Annotated in this window: 11 protein-coding genes and 2 pseudogenes; 3 read left to right on the top strand and 10 right to left on the bottom strand. The window is 64.3% G+C overall.

Annotated elements, in window-relative coordinates:
* Positions 1 to 2: 2 nt before the first annotated feature.
* A complete protein-coding gene (locus RM50_RS17045; RefSeq protein WP_205622297.1) occupies positions 3 to 1,325 on the top strand; it encodes an MFS transporter in 1,323 nt (440 codons plus the stop codon).
* Positions 1,326 to 1,897: 572 nt separating this feature from the next.
* Here RM50_RS17045 and RM50_RS17040 read toward each other — a convergent pair.
* The 6 genes and pseudogenes from RM50_RS17040 to RM50_RS17020 form a co-directional block, all read right to left on the bottom strand.
* Positions 1,898 to 2,761, bottom strand: a complete 864-nt coding sequence (locus RM50_RS17040) for a LacI family DNA-binding transcriptional regulator (RefSeq protein ID WP_240471983.1) — start codon at positions 2,759 to 2,761, stop codon at positions 1,898 to 1,900.
* 48 nt (positions 2,762 to 2,809) lie between these two features.
* Positions 2,810 to 2,932, bottom strand: a pseudogene (locus tag RM50_RS21295) (LacI family DNA-binding transcriptional regulator); the annotation flags it as partial.
* Positions 2,933 to 3,364: 432 nt separating this feature from the next.
* Positions 3,365 to 4,897, bottom strand: a complete 1,533-nt coding sequence (locus RM50_RS17035; protein WP_082007122.1) for an MmgE/PrpD family protein — start codon at positions 4,895 to 4,897, stop codon at positions 3,365 to 3,367.
* Complete coding sequence (locus RM50_RS17030) at positions 4,894 to 6,252, bottom strand: MFS transporter (protein ID WP_043455089.1); 1,359 nt, start codon at positions 6,250 to 6,252, stop codon at positions 4,894 to 4,896. The genes RM50_RS17035 and RM50_RS17030 overlap by 4 nt, the downstream gene beginning before the upstream one ends.
* Before the next feature lie 664 nt (positions 6,253 to 6,916).
* A pseudogene (locus RM50_RS17025) lies at positions 6,917 to 7,495 on the bottom strand (recombinase family protein).
* A 79-nt stretch (positions 7,496 to 7,574) separates the two neighbouring features.
* Positions 7,575 to 8,168 carry a hypothetical protein gene (locus RM50_RS17020; protein ID WP_043455059.1) on the bottom strand — a complete coding sequence of 198 codons (594 nt, stop codon included), beginning with the start codon at positions 8,166 to 8,168 and terminating at the stop codon, positions 7,575 to 7,577.
* Positions 8,169 to 8,544: 376 nt separating this feature from the next.
* On the opposite strand from RM50_RS17020, the gene RM50_RS17015 reads away from it, so the two are divergent.
* Positions 8,545 to 8,880 carry a YegP family protein gene (locus RM50_RS17015; RefSeq protein ID WP_043455058.1) on the top strand — a complete coding sequence of 112 codons (336 nt, stop codon included), beginning with the start codon at positions 8,545 to 8,547 and terminating at the stop codon, positions 8,878 to 8,880.
* A gap of 229 nt (positions 8,881 to 9,109) precedes the next feature.
* Here the strand turns inward: RM50_RS17015 and RM50_RS17010 are convergent, their stop codons facing one another.
* Together RM50_RS17010 and RM50_RS17005 are read right to left on the bottom strand one after the other, a co-directional pair.
* Complete coding sequence (locus RM50_RS17010) at positions 9,110 to 9,676, bottom strand: TetR/AcrR family transcriptional regulator (protein ID WP_043455056.1); 567 nt, start codon at positions 9,674 to 9,676, stop codon at positions 9,110 to 9,112.
* Positions 9,676 to 10,143, bottom strand: coding sequence for a DUF1348 family protein (locus RM50_RS17005; protein WP_043455055.1), 468 nt, complete (start codon positions 10,141 to 10,143; stop codon positions 9,676 to 9,678). The genes RM50_RS17010 and RM50_RS17005 overlap by 1 nt, the downstream gene beginning before the upstream one ends.
* A 152-nt stretch (positions 10,144 to 10,295) precedes the next feature.
* Between RM50_RS17005 and metH the strand changes: the two genes are divergently transcribed.
* The gene (metH, locus tag RM50_RS17000) at positions 10,296 to 13,937 is read left to right on the top strand and encodes a methionine synthase (RefSeq protein WP_043455054.1); all 3,642 of its coding nucleotides are present in this window, start codon (positions 10,296 to 10,298) and stop codon (positions 13,935 to 13,937) included.
* On the opposite strand, the gene RM50_RS16995 is transcribed toward metH, so the two are convergent.
* Entirely contained in the window at positions 13,927 to 16,791 is a 2,865-nt protein-coding gene (locus RM50_RS16995; protein ID WP_043455052.1) for an ATP-binding cassette domain-containing protein, read from the bottom strand. The genes metH and RM50_RS16995 overlap by 11 nt on opposite strands.
* Positions 16,788 to 17,357 carry a hypothetical protein gene (locus RM50_RS16990; protein ID WP_043455050.1) on the bottom strand — a complete coding sequence of 190 codons (570 nt, stop codon included), beginning with the start codon at positions 17,355 to 17,357 and terminating at the stop codon, positions 16,788 to 16,790. The genes RM50_RS16995 and RM50_RS16990 overlap by 4 nt, the downstream gene beginning before the upstream one ends.
* Positions 17,358 to 17,451 lie beyond the last annotated feature (94 nt).

Genomic DNA, 17,451 nt, shown 5'->3' with positions numbered 1-17,451 from the left:
GTGTGGTTGGTATCGACAACCACCAGGAGAGACATGCACATCATTTCGCCTTGGAAAGGGGCCTCTCGATGGTCGCCCATGGAAGCACTCCCGCCAAAACCCCCGGCATCAGTCTGGGCCTAACTCTTCTTTTCGCTTTCGTTGGCGGCGCCGGCGTAGGCAACCTGTACTGGGCCCAACCACTCTTGGGAGATATTGCTGCAGATCTGGACGTCGTTCCCGGCACCGCCGGGTTGCTGGTGACGTTGACGCAGATCGGGTATGCGTTGGGCGTGTTTTTCGTTGTACCTCTTGGCGACACCATCAACAGAAAGCGGCTCATACCAACAATCATGGCGTGCTGCTCGATTTCGCTTGCCGGGTGTGCCCTGGCCCCGGATTTCGCCCTCCTGCTAACCACCCTCGCCATGGTCGGTTTCACCAACGTGGCCGGTCAAATGCTGCTTCCGCTGGCGGGAGACCTCGCCACAGACGAACAACGGGGACGGGTTCTGGGCACGGTCGCGTCCGGGCTTTTGAGCGGTATCCTCCTCGCCCGAGTGATCAGCGGCATCGTGGCTGACGCCTTCGGGTGGCGCATGATCTACCTCCTGGCATCAGGAACGATACTGATTCTTGCAGTCATCATGTGGCGCGCGATCCCGGCCCAGAAGGCCAGAAAGCGGATACCTTACGGCAGGCTCCTCTGCTCTGTTGTTCAAGTCACCCTTCGTCATCGCCGCGGAAAGGTCATCCCGTTCTTCGGAGCCTCCTTGATGTGCGTCTTTACCGCCTTTTGGACCGGGCTCACCCTCCTGCTGGCCGCGCCCCCATTCTCCCTTCCCGCGTCACAGATTGGTCTTGTCAGCCTGCTCGGGGTCTTTGGAATCCTCGGTGCGCAGTTCACCGGCCGGCTCTATGACCGTGGATGGGCCATTCCTGCCATCGGAGTCGGGCTGGTCATATCCTTGTCCGCAATCACTATCGCCGGGTTCGGCGCTTCGTCCATGATCGCCGTCTTCGTGGCCATCGCCCTGCTGTCCGTGGGCGCCCAGTCCGTGCTCGTACTCCTTCAAACGATGATGGTGTCCATTAACCCGGCAGCGCGGAGCCGCCTCAACACGGCCCACATCGTCAGCAACTTTTTCGGGGGTGCAATCGGCTCCACGATGGCCGCCGTGCTCTGGCACGTCGGCCAGTGGGCGGCAATCATGAGCTGCTCAGCATTTGTTGTACTAATAGCCCTTATGTTGTGGTTCTTCCAAAGAAATCGTGCCCTCGCGGCGAACGGCGAGGTGGTCGAGCGACCAGCCCGCGTTCCCCGACAAGTCGTTGAATCGAATTGAGGTCCTCAACCAGGACCGAAAGGCAGGCGCTTGTCGTTTCGACGCAGGGCCCAGGGCTGTAACTTCCGCATGCCTTGCATCCGCTGCCATCGATCATGTGTCACATCACCACCAGGGCCACTAAACGAGCGTAACCGGAGGACGGCACCTCGCCGTTGGCGCAGTGGCCGAAACCTGGGGCCGCTACCATGGCTGACCAAAGGGATCCGAAATGGGCCATGATTCGGCCTGGGGTGTTGCCCGACCTGCCGGGTGCGGGGAAGGCTCATGGGCTGCCTTGGGAGTCTGGGCCGACTCAGCGGGTTCGTCACATAAGGCATCAGAGCCAAGCTGACCGGCAGTGGGTGCTGGCGAAGGAGCCGCGCCCCGAGAGCGTAAATCTTCCGGCCGGCCGCCCTTCTGGTGATTGCGGCGCAGCCTCGGACGGCATTGTCCAAATATTCTCACGATTTAGGATATCTACGTCCAGTCGTCCTGAAAACATGATTCGACCAATTTCAAGACGCAAATCTCAGCTCCATCAGGAGCTAAGTAAAGATCCACGGACTGGGTGACCGGAAAACTAGGGTTCGTCAGGATTTCTGGACATCACGTTCCTTTGTAGGAGCCGTCGCTGACCCTGTGGACGGCGGCCTGGGCGGCCCGGTTGAGTTACGAACGGTGAGGCTCGCTGGCGTCGAAACCACTCGATGGGACTCCTCATTCCCCTCAATCCGCCCCACCACTGCCTCCAGTGTCGCCTCGACGATCGCCTCGACGTCCTGCCGCACCGAAGTCAGACTGTGGTATGACAGGGACGCCAGATAGCTGTCATCGAACCCGATGACGGAAATTTCCTCGGGCACGCGGATACCTGACTGGGCGAAAACTTCCATGACGGCGACCGCGCATTGGTCTGCGCAGCAGATGACGGCGGTGGGGCGTTCGCTGCTTAGGACAATCTTCCTTGCCACGTTCGCTGCGTCTTCCTCCGAGAAGTCGCTTGCGAGCACTTCAGTCCGCTCAGCTAGGCCGAACATACTCATAGCGTTCCGAAAAGCGTCCGCACGACTCTTCCCTGCTGGCCCGCCAAGACCACCGACATAAACAATGTCACGGTGGCCGAGGTTCACAAGGTGCTCGACCGCGAGGCGAAGTCCTTCTACTTCGTCAAGGTATACGTTGTCGACCTCAGGCGTGTGAGCCCACTCGCCAAGCCAAACGAGCGGAACAAGATTTGAAGCCTCTCTCAGCACGCGAGATTGCGGGTCTGGATTGAGGGCGACAAGCCCCTCGACTCGCTCTTCCATCAATTGGGAAACGACCACGTCGGTTGGTCGCTCGACCGTGATCGGCCCAAGCGCTAAGCCCATGCCGCGCTCCGCCGCGCGGACAAAAAGCCTCTCCACGACGCGCACGTGCAAAGGGCTGCGCATCTTGAACACTATTCCGATCATTCGTGTACGGCTTTGCCTGAGGAGGCGCGCCGACGCATTCGGCCTGTAACCGAGTTCCTTCGCCGCTTCGAGAACCCGATCGCGTGACTCTGCGCTCGGCCCTGGAACACCCCTCAGGACCAGGGAAACTAGCTGCCGAGATACCCCCAAATGCTCGGCGACATCCTTCATTGTTGGAAGACGACCGGCGCGCTGACTACTCTCTGAAGTTTCCAAATCCTCGCCCGTGCTCGTTGTGCAAGTCCTTGGAGGGACTATACATCCCGGTGCACCGCGCCTTTCGTGGGGCGCAGCAGGTTCCTCAGCGGAGGAGTATGCAGTCAGTAGTGGAATGCGCCGTCCCGCTTAACCAGCACTGGACTCAATATTTCCTAGCATGCGGCCGGACGGCCCTGGCAAAGCAGCCGCTGCCGCAGCTGGTGCGCCAGCCCAGCCCGATCCTATGACTGGACCATGGAGCGGAATCTCCGTGGAACCCGATCGGACGCATACTTTTCGTGTCCGGTGTCGGTAGGGTGAAGGCGGATTGGATCAAGCTAGGGGAGTGGCCCGCAAGGCTCGAGGGGCTGGGAAAAGCCGAATCCGAGGTCGTCCACCAGAGACTTAGTCTCCGGCCGGGATCAGTTCATGGAAGAGTGCGTCCACATCGGGGAGTTCTTCTATGTGCATGATCTTGTCTATGGCCGTGTCCAGCTTTGCCGGCGGCAGGGCTTCTTCGGCGTTCGCTCTGAACTTCTCTACCAGGTCTTCATCGCTCGCGCGGTATTCCTCGTTTTCTGATGCCAGCCAGTATGCGTATTCGGCGCTTTGCGTGAATTGTGTTCCCCGGGCCCGAATTTGCACTCGACACGGCCGGCGTTCGATGTACTCTCGGCGCTCTACTACGAGTTCCTGATGGCGCATCTCCTCGGCGCGTGGGTAGGCCTCAATGGTGACTTTCTGCATCAGTTCGCGGACGCTGGGGTTGTTCCTGGTTTCCTGGCTTTGCCATGCCGAGGAGATCTGGACTCTGTGGGCTGCGACCGCGAGCAGGTAGGCCAGGTTGGTTTGAGTGTCGACGTTGTGACGCAGCTGATCGAACTGGAACCGGGGCAGCATCGCGAAGGTTTCGTTCTCTACATGTATCGCCTCGATTTCCTCAGGTTGCAGTCGATGCTCCTCGATGAGTTTCGAGAGTGCTCCCAGCGGGGCCTGGAAGTTGCCGGCGCTCGGCCAACGCTTGTACATGACTCTAAGGATGTTCCACTCCGCCCCCAGAGTATCCACGATCTTGTTCGAGTTAAATTGCTGGGATCCCACCATTGCCGGAAACCCGGACGGGCCGTCGAGGACGCTGCGGTCTCCCTGGTAACCCATGCTGGCCAACACAGCTGCGGTCACCCCTCCCTGCGCCGTCCAGCCGGCTGGACCATATTTAGCCATGCCTCCTCCTCCGGGCGTAGAAAGGAACTTGTTGTGCGAAGGTACGGGCGCCAGGTATCCGGCAAGGCCCAGCGCGTCGATCATGGACTCTTCGGAAAGATTCAGGATCTTGGCAGCTCCTGCGGCCGCTCCAAACTCGTCGAAGGATAATCCCCAACTCGGGGCGATACCCCCGGTGGCTACTCTCATGGAGTCAAGCGAGAGCCCCACCCGAGACGCCACCTCGTGGGCAAGTGCCAGGGCAACGATCAAGGACTTTCCTGAGGCCTTCCTGCTCTCGGCCATTGCCAAGGCGGGGGACGTAACGAATGGTGACACATGGGCGGGAGGCAAAATGGGGCAGTGGTCGGTCGCATGGATCAGTTCGGCGTTGGCGAATGCCGCGAGAGCAGTTGGCACCTTTTCTCCAATCCCCAAAATGGTGGCCTCACGGTGCCCTCCCGAGGAGAGAGCGAATTCCACCGCGAGCTTGCCCTTCTCCAGGTCTTTCGAGCCCAGTGCACATCCGATGACGTCAAGAAGTATCCGTTTAGTCTCGTGCATGACCCGTGGAGGAAGATCCTCGTAGCTGGTCCTGGCCACGAAGGAGGCTAATTCTTCTGTGACACGTCGGTGGACTGTCCTGTCAGCTGGCACCGGTTCGGAGCGGAACCGATCCCGTCCTGAGGCGGGACCGGGGCCAGTGGCTTGGGAGAAGAGGGGTGTACCGTTCATACCTTGGCGTCTCCGGTCTGGGCCGGCGTCGCAGCCGCGGCCGATGTGCGCTGATGTTGAGGCCTGACGAATGCCAGAAGGACGATGGCGATCGCCAGACAAATAGCCGGGACGATGAACGCGACAATAACGCCGCTACCTGCAGCCATCTGCCCGATGAGCAGCGGGCCGACGAAACCGCCAAATGACGCGATTGAGGTCATGATCGCGAGGACGACAACTCGCTGCCGGGGAGTGAGAAGCTCGGTGATGAACGCCCACATAGGGGGGCTGTAGGAAACAATCCCAATCGCTGCAACGCATAGGCTAACCACCTGCATCACCGGATTACCTTGGAACGCAATCGTGCCCGACAGCCCCATGAGGCCAATGACCAGACAGAGAATTACCACGCTCCGCCTGCTCTTTGCACGATCGGAGGCCCGCCCGAAGAAGAGCATTGCGATACCTGCCAGGATGTAGGGAAGAGCCCCGACAAAGCCGATGTTTGTCGCTGAGTACGCAGGGTAAATCTGCTTGAGGACCTGGGGGAGAAAGAACGCCAGCGCATAGTTGCCGACGCTGCCGAAGAAAGTCATCAGGGTCAGAGCGATGACGCGCGGACTCTTGAAAGCGACAATGGAGAACCGATGCTTTACCGCGCCTTCGGTTGCTGCGACTGCTGCGTTCTCGGCGTTGATTTTCGCTTCGAGCCAGCTGCTTTCCGAGGGGCTGAGCCAGCGTGCTTTGCTTGGCCGATCAGGAAGGACCAAAAAGACGTAGATGCCGACGAGAACCGGCACAAGTCCTTGCAGGATGAAGACCCATTGCCAGGGCTGCAGACCGAACCAGTGCGCGTTGTCAATGATCCATCCTCCGCTCAGGCTGCCGGCAAGGAGTGCGACGGGCTGAGCGAAGACCATCGCAGCTAGGGCACGTCCGCGGTCTTGCTGGAGGAACCACAGGGACAAGAAAAGGAGGAGGCCAGGGAACAGGCCAGCTTCGGCGATTCCCAGCAGGACCCGTGCCACGTAGAGCGAGGGAACATCCCATACGAAGCCAGTAAGCATGGTGACAAGCCCCCACGTGACAGCAATTCTGGAGAGCCACAAGCGGGCCCCGACCTTGGCAAGGATGATGTTGCTAGGCGCTTCGAGCAGAACGTAGGCGATGAAGAAAATCGAGGCGGCAACACCAAACGTGGCGATGTCGATGCCCAGGCTTTGGCTCATTCCCAGTTGTGCATAGCCAATTGAGGACCGATCCATGTAGCTGGTTGCATACAACAGGAATGCGATGGGAAGGATAGAGCGCTTTACCCGGGTGACGACCCGTGGCCCGTCGACGGGGGGTGAGGTTGGTTTGCTGGTTGACATCATTGTGCTCCAGTTGATCCTGATGGGCGTTGATTAGGGATGATGCGGCGCGAGGTGACACCACCTTTCATGGCGCGTCAGCGGCACAACGCGTCATGGAAGCTGAATGGTTAGGAGCCTCCTCAATGCGACCGGAGGACAGTCTTTGCGGACAGGCTCTCTTTACAAAACGGGTACTTAGCACGTGCTAAATTTTGGTTATCCAAAAATATCCCGATCTATGGGAACCAGTCAATAGGTAGTGCGAGATCCTCGGTTCCGACAAGTGAGGAAGGCGGGACTTGATGCGGGCTGCAACTTCCGCACTCGAGGCTGCTGTATCTCAATCCGGACTGCTTCACGCCCCTGAAGGGGGCTGCTGCTTTTTGGAGCTGACGCCTTGCGTTGAAGCTGGCCATGGCCTCCAGGCACGCCGATAACATAGGTTCTCTAAAGCTGGACTGTGATGACTGTCTACGCTCGGCCAAGCGATGCTTGCCGTGCATACCGAAGGCGAACGGCTGCGGGGCGGTTGGTCGAAGTGCTGGGCAGCCCGCGGGGGACTTTGCGATGCTCCGCAGGAATTGGCGAAACTCCGGCCAAATAGCGGTTGGCCGAAGTTCCATGGATAACCATGCGGCGTAAACCTTGGCGTTGGCTGGGAAACGCCGGGAAAGAGGTGGTTCTATTTCAGTGCGGCCTGGCGGAGGTACTGGTTGACCATTTCCCTGCTGATCCCGTAGTCGTGGGCGAGGACGACTTTCGGGATCCCGGTGCCGGCGCGCTTGACCAACTCGGCCGCCAGTTACGGTGTCAGGGTCTTCTTCCGCCCTTTGTCGGCGCCGCGCTGCTTGGCCAGGGCGATGCCTTCGCGCTGGCGTTCTCTGATCAGGGACCGTTCGAATTCGGCGAAGGCGCCCATGACTGAGAGCATGAGGTTGGCCATTGGGGAGTCCTCGCCTGTGAAGACGAGCTGTTCCTTGAGAAACTCCACCCGCACCCCTCGCCGGGTGAGTTCCTGGACCAGGGCTCGCAGATCATCGAGGTTGCGGGCGAGCCGGTCCATGCTGTGAACGACCACGGTGTCGCCGTCGCGGACGAACCGCAGCAACTCTGTCAGCTGTGGCCTTGCGGTGTCACGGCCGGAGGCCCTATCCGTGAAGACCCTGTCCAGGACGTGGCCCTCGAGCTGACGCCGCTCATTCTGGTCGAGCGTGCTGACCCGCACATAGCCGATGCGCTGACCGTTTACGGCCGCCTCCAACCCTTGACTTGTGGAATCGAGTGTCAGGGTGTGGCGGGGGAACGTCAAGGTCTGGGCGGTGGGGAGTGGGGTGATGCGGTCAGTCGATGCCGTCGGCCATGCCGTCGAAGACCAGGTAGTCGCCGTGGGCCGGCTGGAACCCGAAGCTTTCCCAGTACCGCCGCAGCGCGGCCTTCCCGGCAAGGTATTCCGGGCTGCCTTCCATCGGGCCGTTGTCGGTCAGTGGGGGAGTGGCCTCAATGATGACTTTGGTCGATGACCTGCCAATCGTGCTGAGGACCGCTTTCAGGATCGAGTGGCCAAGCTTGTTTCCTCGGAATTTCGGTGCGACTTTCAGCCATGACAGGATCATCAGATCCCCGCCGAGGCTCATCTCGTGGATCAGGTCTGGTCGGTTGACAGTGAGCATCTCGCCGATATTGGCGACCTCTTGGTTTACCGCGTCCAGTGTCAGGAAGAGGTCAATAATGCCTGCGTCCGGGACGATGCACAGCTCGGCCTCGCCGACGGTCACTTCCTTGCCGTCGTTATCATCTTCGTTGTCCCAGACCTGGCCCTTGACCTTCACGGTCCAGAACATCGGATAATCGTCCGGGTCGTGATGGACGCCGGGAACCCCGCGGAAGGTGCAGCGGTAGTCGTAGGTTAGGTACTCCGGGACCAGGTCTGACACGGAAATCCTTCGAGGGCTCGAGTCTGAGAGACGTTGGCTTGGCGCCGTGGTCTCGCCGCGCGCAACGCATCGGCAATTCCAACAGTAGGGGCTCAAGCAGGGAGGAACGTCCTGGTTGATAACGACGACGGCGCACTTCGGGCGGCTCGGGGACGTCGCCCGAAGTGCGCCGGGCTGACCGAGAGCAGGGCATCACTTCGGCCGGATGCCAGGGGAATCCCTTGCGCCAGCAGGTGTACCTAAGGAAGACTCGTCGAACGCATGCTGAATTGATGAAAAATTTGGAGCGGGACACCACGAAAAGCGCAAGCAACGACGCCACGCGCATGGGCGGCAACGACGCCGGCCCAGTGATCCCGCAGACGAAAGGATCGCAATGGCAGGAATGTTCGAACTGTTCATCGACGCAGAATCAGCCTTCAGGTTCCGCCTGACAGCGCCCGACGGCACCGTCATGGCCGTATCCAAACCCTTTACCACCAAGACCGACGCCGTCGCAGGGATTGCCGCCGTCCGCGAGTATGCCGGCATGGGCCTGATCACCGACTCCTGTAGGACTCTGCACGATATCGAACATCGCCCCTACGATGACGCGCCTGCTCCAACCGACTCCCAGCGGGTTCCAAAGATCGACTTCCACGGGCGTGCCAGGGCTGTCCGCCGGGCCGTGTCCGGCCCACGCTGGGCCGGGGCCATACACAACCTTTCGTAAGCTTGAGGGAGGGCCTTTCCGCCCCCTTCTGACCAGCAGCTTGACATAAGGTCCGTTATCGGCTTTGAATTTTCTGGCCGGGTGAGCACGACCCTCATGTGTGGGCGCCGGTGGAAGCTGCAGGCGCGACGAGCCGGTCGGTCGCCACCGTCCGAGGCGGCAGGTGTGAAGGCCTTCCAGCCGCTGGCCCGGAATGCCGAAGGCCGCCTCAGCAAAAAGCCCGCCCCCGCTACCCCAGCGCCGCGAGCAACCGCTCATTCAGGCGGGCCACAATCCCTGAGAACATGGCATCGTCGTCGAGGGCTCGCGTCATAATCAGTCCGCCTTGGATCGCTGCCACGGCGTCCACGGCAAGGCCTGCGGCATCGGGCTTGGCAACCCCGCCCCGCTCCAGCGTTTCCGCGAGGACGCCCACCCAGTCGGCGAAGTATGCGTGGACCTCCGCGGCGAAGGTTTCCTGTTCTTCCCCCAGGGTCATCGCGGCGAACAGGCAGACCCGCTCCCGGGAAGCGAAGTACTCCTCCACAACGCGTGACATGGAAGTCACCGCCTGGGCGGCATCCGCGGCCGTGCGAAGCGGTTCGAACACCTGCCCGTCGAACCACGCCCGCACCTGCATCAGGACCGCGCGTGCCATGTCCGCTTTCCCGTCGGGGAAGAAGTGGTAGAGGCTGCCCCGCCCAATACCGGTCTCCTGCTGGATCACGGACAGTGAGCCGCTTTCGAAGCCCCGCCGGCGGAAGACGCCGGCGAGGGCAAGGACTGCGTCTGAGCGGTCAAGAACAGTCCGGGGCATCAGAGTCCGAGTTCGGTCAGGCCCGGGTGGTCCGACGGGCGCGCGCCGGGGGCGTCCCAGAAGAACTTGCGCTCGGACTCGTCAATCGCGACGTCGTTGATGCTCGCGTGGCGGTGGGTCATGAGCCCATTATCGTCGAAGCGCCAGTTCTCATTCCCGTATGCGCGGAACCACTGGCCGGCGGCATCGTGGTACTCGTACGCGAAGCGCACCGCGATCACGTCCCCCGTGTAGGCCCAGAGCTCCTTGATCAGGCGGTAATCCAGTTCCCGCTCCCATTTGCCGCTGAGAAATTCCACGATCGCGGGGCGGCCCGAGAGGAACACTGCGCGGTTGCGCCACCAGCTGTCCTCGCTGTAGGCGAGGGAAATGCGTTCAGGGTCGCGCGTGTTCCAGCCATCTTCGGCACTGCGCACCTTGAGGATGGCGGAGGCTTCATCGAACGGAGGAAGGGGCGGTCGTGTCATGGAAGGGTCCTTTCAATGAAAGAGTGTACCGATCGATTAACTCTGTACTTAAAAGTACAGAATTCTGATGGGGCCCGTCAACACCTTCCGCCTCAGCCGTAGCATCCGGACATACAGCGCAATGCAGGCGCCCCCGCCCGTAACCTGTTTAAATGCCTCGTTTCGCACTGGACATCGAGTCCGTCCCCCGTCCTGCCCGTTCGCAGGAACTCCTGGACGCCGTGAACCACAGCGTGGTCATCGCCGACGGCGCCATGGGCACCATGCTGCAGGGCCGGGACCTGCAGCTTGAGACGGACTTCCAGAACCTTGAGGGCTGCAACGAGATCCTCAACGACACCCGCCCGGACGTCATCGCGGACATCCATGACGCCTACTTCGCCACCGGCATCGACGCGGTGGAGACCAACACCTTCGGCGCCAACTGGTCCAACCTCTCCGACTACGGCATCGACGACCGCATCGAAGAACTGGCAAGAAAAGGCGCCAAAATCGCCCGCGAACGCGCCGAAGCGGCAGAAGGAACCGACGGCCGCATGCGCTGGGTCCTTGGCTCCATGGGCCCCGGCACCAAGCTCCCCAGCCTGGGCCACACCAGCTACGACTGGCTCAAGCAGACCTTCGCCCTCCAGGCCGAGGGCCTCATCGACGGCGGCGCGGACGCGTTCCTCATCGAAACCAGCCAGGACCTCCTGCAGACCAAGGCCGCGGTCAACGGCTGCAAGCAGGCCATCGTCTCCAAAGGCATCCGGCTTCCCATCTTCGTCGAGGTGACGGTCGAGACCACGGGCACCATGCTCATGGGCTCCGAAATCGGCGCCGCGCTCACCGCGCTGGAACCGCTCGGCGTCGACGCCATCGGCCTGAACTGCGCCACCGGCCCGGACGAGATGAGCGAGCACCTGCGCCACCTCTCCAAACAGTCCTCCGTCGCCATCGCCTGCATGCCCAACGCCGGACTTCCCGTCCTGGGCGCCAACGGCGCCCACTACCCGCTCTCACCAGCCGAACTCGCCACCGCGCACGAACAGTTCGTGCGCGAATTCGGCCTGGGCCTGGTGGGCGGCTGCTGCGGTACGACGCCGGAACACATGGCCGCCGTCGTCGAACGTCTTGCCCCCTTCCGCAGCAAAGCCGTGGTCACCAACAGCGGAAAGCCTGCGAGAATCCCGGAGGAGCGCGAAGCAGGCGTCGCCTCCCTGTACCAGCACGTCAACTTCGACCAGGAGTCCGCGTACCTGGCCATCGGCGAGCGCACCAACGCCAACGGCTCCAAGGCCTTCCGCCAGGCGATGCTCGAAGAACGCTGGGACGACTGCGTGGACATCGCCCGCGACCAGATCCGCGTCGGCGCCCACCTGCTGGACGTCTGCGTCGACTACGTGGGCCGCGACGGCGTCGCCGACATCAAGGAAGTGGTGAGCCGCTTCGCCTCCGCCTCCACCCTCCCGCTGGTCATCGACTCCACCGAACCGCCCGTCCTGCAGGCCGGCCTGGAACTCATCGGCGGCCGCCCGGTAGTGAACTCCGTCAACTACGAGGACGGCGACGGCCCCAACAGCCGCTTCGCCCGCATCATGCCGCTGGTCAAGGAACACGGCACCGCCGTGATCGCCCTGACCATTAACGAAGAGGGCCAGGCCCGCACCACCGAGGGCAAGGTAGCCATCGCCTCCCGCCTGGTCGACGCCCTGGTGGGCGAATGGGGCATGCGCGTCGAGGACATCATCGTCGACTGCCTCACCTTCCCCGTGGCCACCGGCCAGGAGGAAACCCGCCGCGACGGCATCGAAACCATCGAGGCCATCCGCCAGATCACCACGAAATACTTGGGCATCAACACCACGCTCGGCGTCTCCAACGTCTCCTTCGGCCTGAACCCCGCAGCTCGCATCGTGCTCAACTCTGTGTTCCTGCACGAGGCCGTCCAGGCGGGTCTGACCAGCGGCATCATCGATGCCGCCAAGATCGTCCCGCTCGCCTCCCTCCCGGAGGACCAGCGCAAGGTGGCCCTGGACCTGGTCTGGGACCGCCGCGAATACGACGCCGACGGCAACGTCACGTACGACCCCCTCGCCAGCATGCTGGACATGTTCGCCGGCGTCGACACCGCAGCCCTGAAGGACCAGCGCGCCGCCGAACTCGCCGCCCTGCCCACCGGCGCGCGCCTGGAACGCCGCATCATCGACGGCGAAGGCAAGGGCCTCGAGGAGGACCTGGACCTGGCCCGCAGCGAGGGCATGACCCCGCTCGGCATCATCAACTACCACCTGCTCGAGGGCATGAAGGTGGTAGGTGAACGCTTCGGCGCCGGCGAAATGCAGCTGCCGTTCGTGCTGCAGTCCGCCGAGGTCATGAAGAACGCCGTCGCGCTGCTCGAGCCGCACATGGAAAAGTCGGACTCCTCGGGCAAGGGCACCATGGTGATCGCCACCGTCCGCGGCGACGTGCACGACATCGGCAAGAACCTGGTGGACATCATCCTCACCAACAACGGCTACAAAGTGGTGAACATTGGCATCAAGCAGGGCATCGCCGAGATCATCGCCGCCGCCGAGGAACACAACGCCGACGTGATCGGCATGTCCGGGCTGCTGGTGAAGTCCACCGTGGTGATGAAGGAAAACCTCGCCGAGCTGCAGTCCCGCGGCCTGGCCAAGAAGTGGCCGGTCATCCTGGGCGGCGCCGCCCTGACCCGCGCCTACGTGGAGCAGGACCTCGCCGAGCAGTTTGACGGCGTGGTCCGCTACGCCAAGGACGCCTTCGAGGGACTCTCCCTCATGGAACCGCTGGTGCGCGTGGCCCGCGGCGAATCACCGGACGACGTCGGCCTGCCGCCGTTGAAGAAGCGCATCCACAAGGGCGGGGCGAAGTTCACCATCACCGAGCCGGAAGCCATGCCCGGCCGATCCGACGTCGCCACCGACAACCCCGTGCCTGCGCCGCCGTTCTGGGGCACCCGCATTGTCCGCGGCGTATCACTGCACGACTACTCCGCGTTCCTCGATGAGCGTGCCACCTTCATGGGCCAGTGGGGCCTGAAGCCCGGCCGCGGCGAGGACGGCGCCTCCTACGAGGAACTCGTGGAACGCGAAGGCCGCCCGCGCCTGCGCTACTGGCTGGACCGCATCCTGGGCGAAGGCATGCTGGACGCCTCCGTGGCGTACGGCTACTTCCCAGTGGTCTCCGAAGGCGAACAGGTGGTGGTGCTGCACCACGGCGAGGATCCCGACGGCGTCCTGGGCCAGGCGGGCCTGCTCGCCCCCGACGGTGGTTCAGGCGGACCGATCGGCAGCGACCGCCTGCGGTTCGACTTCCCGCGCCAGCGCCGCGACCGGCACCTGTGCCTGGCCGACTTCGTGAAGTCCCGCGAGTCCGGGCAGATCGACGTGCTCCCCGTGCAACTGGTGACCGCCGGCTCCAAGATCGAGGAATTCACCTCCAAGATGTTCGCGGCCAACCAGTACCGCGACTACTACGAGCTCAACGGCCTGGTCATGCAGCTCACCGAGGCGCTGGCCGAGTTCTGGCACGCCCGGATCCGCAAAGAGCTGGGCTTCGCGTCCGAGGAGCCCAAGGACACGGCAGGGTACTTCAAGCTCGACTACCGCGGTGCCCGCTTCTCGCTCGGCTACCCCGCCTGCCCGGACATGGAGGACCGCCGGAAGGTGACGGAGCTGCTGAAGCCCGAGCGCATGGGCGTCATCCTGAGCGATGAGCTGATGCTGCATCCCGAACAGTCCACGGACGCATTCGTCTTCCACCACCCGGAGGCGAAGTACTTCAAGGTGTGAGCTGGCGCCGCTTCCTCGACGGGGAGGGGGCCGCGGTTGGGCGGGCCTTCCCGGCCTTCCCGCCGGCCTCCGCAACGCCCCCGGACACCGGCTTCACCCGCCGCAGCGAAACAAGGACCGCCCGGCCCACCACGGCGATGCCGATCACCGTGGTGACGGCGCGCAGGGTGTCCCAGCCCGCCGTCGACGTCAACAGCGAATACAGCAGGAAGCTGCTGAGGTTGGTGCCCAGCGGTGCGCCCGGAACGTAGGAGATGCCGGTGCCGCCGCCCACCGCGAACGGCCAGAACCACAGGTTCAGCAGCAGCCCGAACACGTACGACGACACCACCCCGTACGCCGCCAGCATCCACAGTTCCGCTTTGCCGCGCACCCTGCGGGGGAGCAGCCCAGCCCCCGCACCTACCCACGCGCAGGCGAAGATCTGGAACGGTGTCCACGGCCCGATCCCGCCCCACAGCGCGCTGGACACGGCGATGGTGGCCGCGCCCAGCAGCAGACCAAACCGGGCACCGAACGCGCGGCCCGCAAGGATCAGCAGGATAAACACCGCCTCCACGCCGCCGACGCCGGTGCTCGCCACCCGCACGGCGGACCCGACGGCCGCCAGCACTCCGAGCAGCGCCACGGTATGTGCGGAGCGAATGGACCCGTCCAACGAAAGCACGACGGCGACCGCGGCCATGGGGGCGATGGCCAGGGCAATGTAGGGGGTTGCGGCGGCAGCGTCCTGGGGGAGGGCTGCGGCGACCAAGGGCCAGCAAAAGGCAGCGAGGGCCAGCAGGTTGGCAGCCGCCAGCACTGTGAGTTCGACGGCCCGCGGCATCCGCAGGCGGCGGCGCGGCCGTTTCGCAGCGGGACGATCAGGCGGGGGTTCGGACCAGGCGGCGAGTGGTTGTGCCGCGGAAAGGGCGGGTTCTTCCGGGTCGACTGTCGGGGACGAGGGCGCAACGCCGTCCCGCATCGGCAGGATCCGCGCACCCAGGCCGTGGGCGAAGTCGAGGTCGTGGGTGGCGATCAGGACGGCCGTGCCGTCCTCCGCCGCCGCGCGCAGTGCCGACGAGACGGCCGCCCGGGCCACAGGATCCAGCCCGCGCGTGGGCTCATCGATCAGGAGGACCTGCGGCGTGTCCATGGCCTGCAGGGCGATGGCAAGGATCCGGCGCTCGCCGGCGGACAGGTCCCTGGGGTGTTCGTCGCTGTGGGGCATCCCGGCATGGCCCCGCAGGAGGGCCAGCCGTGCTGCGGCGGAACCGGGCTCGATCCGTGCGCGCCTCGCGCGGGCCAGGCGCCGCTCCGCCGCGCGGAGCTCTCCCGCGACGGTGTCCCTGGTGAAGAGGTCGTCGGAGGCGTCCGGCACCAAGGCCACCCGGCCGCCGTCGGCCGTCTTTCCACTGCCCGTCTTTCCGCCGCCCGCTTCACCGCCAGTTCCCTCGCCCAGGGCCAGCGCCACCAGCAGGGACGACTTTCCGGCACCGTTCGGCCCCACCAGCGCCACGATCTCGCCGCGGTGCAGGGCCAGGGAAGCGTCGCGGACCACCGGCGTGCCGCCGCGGTGCACCGAAAGGTTCGCGGCCGCCAGCACAGGCTCGGAGTCCGCGGACGCCCGCGCAGGACTGTCATACGAAGGAGCAGGCGCGGCCGGTGCCTCGCCGCGCACCAGGGCATCGCCCTCGAGGGTCCACCAGGAATCGGCCACGGGAACCAGCGCCGCCGCCCGGTGTTCCGCCACGATCACGCAAACACCCGCCTGGTGGGCCAGGGCGTCGAGCACACCGATGACGCGGGACCGTGCGGTGGCGTCCAGGTCGGCCAGCGGCTCGTCCACCAGGAGGAGCCTCGGGTGGTCCACGACGGCGGCGGCGATGGCCACGAGCGTGGCCTCACCTGCGGAGAGGGTGCTGACGTTCCGGTCCAGCAGCGCGATGATGCCGGTGCGTTCGGCAACCTCCTGCACCCGTATCTTTGCATCGGCGGCGCGCATCCCGCGCAGCTCAAGGGCCAGGGCGATGTCGTCCCGGACCCGGGTGGTGGCGAACGCGGCCCGGGGGTTCTGGAGAACTACGCCCACTACACTGGCCGTTTCACGCGGGGGAGCGGAAGCACGGTCCAGCCCGCCCACCCGCACCGCCCCGGAAAGATTTCCGCCGTCAACATGGGAGAGCAGGCCGGCGAGGCCGCGCAGGATGGTGGACTTGCCGGAGCCGGTGGGCCCGGTGATGACCGTGATGGAGCCGCCGGCCGGCACAAACTTGTCCACCTTGATGCAGGCGTCGCCAATCCGGAACTGTGCGTCGCGCACCTCAAGCGGCAGGCCGCCGTCGTTCCCCTTCTGCTGTGCTGCCTGGCTCCCAAAGCCGCGCAACTCCAGGGCCGCGGCAACCCGGGAGGCATGCTCGAGGGTGCGTTCCAGAACGGGAACCAGGGCGCGGGGGCCAAAGCGTTCACCGCGGAGCCGGAACGCCAGGCGGACGGACGCGACGGCATCGGAGAGTGCCGGCAGCGCCGCCCAAGCCACCACCAGCATCCGGGCCACGCCCTGCAGCGGACCGCCGCGGGCCAGCCGGACGAAGCCGCGGGACACATCCACCCAGGCGTTAAGCAGCCCGAAGCCGAGGATGGTCGCGGCGATGGGCAGGGCGGACAGCACGGCCGCCCACAGTCCGGGTCCGGTGACCGGCCCCAGGAACACCACGTGCGCGTAGGGGGCGGGGAGCCGCAGCGGCGGCAGGTCGAGCAGGAGGGGGCTGCCGGTGCCCGCGCCGTTGAAGAGGACGCGGTAGATGACCCGCGCCGCAACGAACACAGCGGCGAGGACTGCCGCTGCGCGCAACGGCGCGGGCCGGAAGGTCATGCCGCGGGGGCTGCCGGCTCGTTGTCCACGGTGTAGAGCAGTTCAAGGCTCTCGCCGGGGTTGAGCTTGAGGCTGTCCAGGCCTTCCTGCGCGTAGGCCCACGTGCCGGCGGCGGGCTTCACCCAGAGGGCCCAATAAGAGACCGTGTTTTTGTCATCGCACGCTTCGCGGGTCGTGCCGCCCTTGTGCTTGATGTCGAAGTCCGCAGCGGGCACGCCGTTGACGCGGCACGCGAAGCTCGTGGGGTATTTGGCGGTGCCCTCGGTCTTGATCTTGGCTTCCTCCAGGACCTTGGACGCGACGGTGGGTCCGTCTACGGACACGCAGGTGGAGGTATCGGCGGCGGACTGCTTCAGGGCGCCCGAATCGACGATGACCTTCACGCCCGCGCAGGGGCCGGCGGCGGTGGAAGAGGCGCTGGCCGAAGCTGATGCGGAGGAGGCAGAGGCGGAGGCAGCGGGGCTGGACTGGGTGGCGGCCGGGCTGGAACAGCCAGCGAGGGCAAGCAGGAGACCGGCGGCGGCGAGGGGGCCCGCGGCGGCGGTACGGATCTTAGTCAAAGTCACCTGTCAAGGGTAGGGCGCTGGCGCTCCGGATCCGCCAGGGCTTTCCTTGTATGACGCCGGAGCTCAACATGGCTGGCCCCGGGACGCAGAAAAG

Source organism: Pseudarthrobacter phenanthrenivorans (assembly GCF_000813845.1).
GTDB lineage: Bacteria > Actinomycetota > Actinomycetes > Actinomycetales > Micrococcaceae > Arthrobacter > Arthrobacter phenanthrenivorans_B.
This window is presented reverse-complemented; position numbering and strand designations above follow the sequence as displayed.